3 protein-coding genes are annotated in these 2414 nt (G+C 74.1%); all 3 read left to right on the top strand.

All coding sequences use genetic code 11. The features are described from left to right. The first annotated feature begins 155 nt into the window (after positions 1–155). Entirely contained in the window at positions 156–1010 is an 855-nt protein-coding gene (locus GKQ77_RS31605) for an SDR family oxidoreductase (protein WP_219692545.1), read from the top strand. 129 nt (positions 1011–1139) lie between these two features. Continuing rightward, positions 1140–1496, top strand: coding sequence for a DUF6191 domain-containing protein (locus GKQ77_RS31600; RefSeq protein ID WP_308117843.1), 357 nt, complete (start codon positions 1140–1142; stop codon positions 1494–1496). Continuing rightward, positions 1493–2044, top strand: coding sequence for a DUF3995 domain-containing protein (locus GKQ77_RS31595; protein WP_219692544.1), 552 nt, complete (start codon positions 1493–1495; stop codon positions 2042–2044). Before GKQ77_RS31600 ends, GKQ77_RS31595 begins: the two co-directional genes overlap by 4 nt. Positions 2045–2414: the final 370 nt, after the last annotated feature.

Raw genomic sequence — 2414 nt, 5'->3', positions numbered from 1 at the left:
GGGGCAGGGGGGTGTAGGCCTCGGGACCTACGTCCCCCGGCTCCGCCCTTGGTCCCAAACGACGATTCGGGCCCCGGCGGTACCGGCCTAGGCTCGATCAAGAGCCGGGCCGGAACCCCTGGGCACGGCCGCCACCAGGACCGTAAGGAGCCCCCGTGATCGTCGTCACCGGAGCCACCGGAAACGTGGGCCGCGCCCTCGTCGACCAGCTCACCGCCGAACAGGCCCCCGTACGCGGCCTCACCCGCTCCCCGGAGCGCGCCGGGCTCCCCGCCGCCGCCCAGGCGGCCCGCCTCGACCTCTCCGGCGACACGCCCGAACCCGCCGACCTCGCCCCGCTGTTCGACGGCGCCACCGGCCTCTTCCTGCACCTCCAGGCCGTCGGCGCGCACACCACCGCCCTGCTTGACGCGGCCCGCGCGGGCGGCGTCCAGCACGTCACCGTCCTCTCCTCGGGCATCGTCCAGGACGGCGCCGACACCAGCCACCCCCTCTACATCGCGCACGCCGCACTCGAAGCGAGCGTGACGGAGAGCGGCCTCGGCCACACCTTCCTGCGCCCCAACGCCTTCGCCACCAACTCCCTCCAGTGGGCGCCCCAGATCCGCGTCGGCGACACCGTCCGCGGCCCGTTCCCCGGCGCCGTCACCGCCCCCATCCACGAGGCCGACATAGCGGCCGTCGCCGCCCGCACCTTCCTCGACGACGGCCACAAGGGCGCCGTCCACCGCCTCACCGGACCCGAGGCCCTCACCACCGAGGAGCAGATCCACCTCATCGGCGCCGCCCTCGGCCGCACCCTGCGCTTCATCGACATACCGCCGGAAGAAGCCGGCCCCGACCTCTTCCCGCACGTACCGCCGCAGATGCTCCCCGCGCTCCTCGCCTCCTTCGCCGAATCCGTCGGCGTCGCACCGGAGATCACCACCACCGTCGAGACCGTCACTGGCAAGCCCGCCCGCACGTTCGCGCAGTGGGCGCGGGACCACCAGGCCGACTTCCGCCCCTGACGCTCCGCTTCCGCCCCCGGCCTCCGCCGTGCGGGGGAGGCGGATCATGCGCCGGTCGGATCCCCGCGCGCCACGGGTCCACCACAGTGATCCCATGGCAACCGTGCTGCGGCCGACGAAGGCCCGCCCGTGACGATCTGGCTCATGTCGTTCCCGGCGTTCACCTGTCTGCTGGCCCTGTTCGCCCTGGTGGAGAGCGTGTGGCGATGGTTCACGGGTCTCGGCCTGATCCCGTGGCTGCGCAGGCGCACCGGGCGGTCGCTCTCCAACATCGCTTTCGACGAATTCACGGCGGTCGTGAACGGCAACAAGACGGTGGAGCTGGAGCAGCGCCGGGTGGAACTGCTGCGGCGCGACGACGAGAGCGACGGCGCGCCGCCGCGCTCCCGCGTCGACCTGACCGGGGGCAGGGCGCTCATCGTGCTGCCGCGGGAGGTTCGCGGTGCGGGCGCCGACACGTGCGACGCCCGTGAGGCGCGGCGGTGAGACGCCGACCGGAGGAAACGGGAAGGGGAGCAGGGCGGCCTGCCACGCTGTGGGGGCGTATCGCGTGCCTGTGGGCCACCGCCTTCGCCGGGCTGCACTTCTACTGGGCCCTCGGCGGTGATGCCGGGCTCAGCATCTCCGCCGGACCTCTCGCCGACGAGCGGCCGCTGTGGTTCGTCCTGGCCGGCCTGTGGGGTGTGGGCGCGCTCTGCCTCCTCGGCGCCTCGCTGGCATGGCTGCTCGCCACGCCCCGGCTGCGGGGCGTTCCCGCCCTCCTGGCGAGATGGCTGGGGTGGGGCGTCAGCGCGCTCCTGCTGGTCCGGGGCGTCGGCGTCAAGGTGCTGCTGCTGACCGACACGACACACCTGGACGGCTCGGTGAGCGCGGGGCAGCGGGCCTGGACGCTGGCCCTGTGGAACCCCTGGTTCATCGCCGGAGGCCTGACCTTCGCCCTCGCCACCCTCCGCGCCCGCGAACAGTGGCCGTCCCAGGACCAGCACGCCAGCTGCCCCGCGCCGGAAGGCGACCGCCACCCAAGCGCGGGTTGACCCGCGCCAGAAGGCGCCCACCGCCCGAGCGTGGGCTGACCCCGCGCCGGAAGGCGGCCATCACGCAAGCGTGGGTTGACCGGCGCCGGAAGACCGCCGCGACTCAAGCGCGGGTTGACCCGCGCCGGAAGGCGGCCGCCACCCAACCGCGACCCGCGCCGGAAGGCGGCCGTCACCCAAGCGTGAGCTGACCCGCGCCGGAAGGCGGCCGTCACCCAACCGCGACCTGAGCCGCGCCGGAAGGCGGCCGCCACCCAAGCGTGAGCTGACCCGCGCCAGAAGACCGCCGCCACCCAACCGCGCGCCGACCCGCACCAGAAATCAGCCGCCACCCGCACACCACCCTGACCCGCCGCACAGGCCCTAGCAC

It is taken from the genome of Streptomyces anatolicus (assembly GCF_019400875.1).
Taxonomy (GTDB): Bacteria; Actinomycetota; Actinomycetes; order Streptomycetales; family Streptomycetaceae; genus Streptomyces; species Streptomyces anatolicus.
Note: the sequence above shows the minus strand (reverse complement) of the source record. Positions and strands in the feature narration are given on the sequence as shown.